This window comes from Luedemannella flava, assembly GCF_039528515.1.
Lineage (GTDB): Bacteria > Actinomycetota > Actinomycetes > Mycobacteriales > Micromonosporaceae > Luedemannella > Luedemannella flava.
On record NZ_BAAALT010000195.1, the window covers coordinates 1 to 545 of the forward strand.

General features: G+C 79.4%; 1 pseudogene. It reads right to left on the reverse strand.

Annotation, left to right across the window (positions count from 1 at the left end):
- Positions 1–545, reverse strand: a pseudogene (locus ABD211_RS25470) (thiol reductant ABC exporter subunit CydC); the annotation flags it as partial.

Genomic DNA, 545 nt, shown 5'->3' on the forward strand with positions numbered 1-545 from the left:
CCACCCGGTCGGCGCGCCCTGCGGCGTCGGCGAGCGCGGCACCGTGCGCACCCGCCGCGATGAGGTCAGCGGCGCCGTACGAGACGTCGACGGCGGCGCCGATCACGCCCGCCCGCGCGTCGGCGAGCCCGACCGCGACCCGCCGCGCGGCGAGGTAGGCCGCGCCGGGCAACAGGATCCCGGCCAGCATCAGGCCGATGACCAGCGGCAACGCGGCGGCCGGCAGGACAGCGGCGGTGACGCCGACGGCCACCACGCCGGTCACGGCCGTGACCCCCGCCGGAAGCAGGCACCGCAACAGCACGTCCTGCACGCTGTCGACGTCCTCGACCAGCCGCGCGAGCCGGTCTCCCCCGGGCCCGCCCGGGGCGGCAGGCGCCGCCCGGGCCGGGAGCCGGACCATCGCCGCGAAGGCGGCCGTGCGGACGTCGGCGAGGACGCGCAGCGCCGCGTCGTGGCTGACCAGCCGGTCGAGGTAGCGGCCCGCGCCCCGCGCGATCGCGAACGTGCGCACCCCGACGATCGCCACCGTCAGGGCCGCGAGC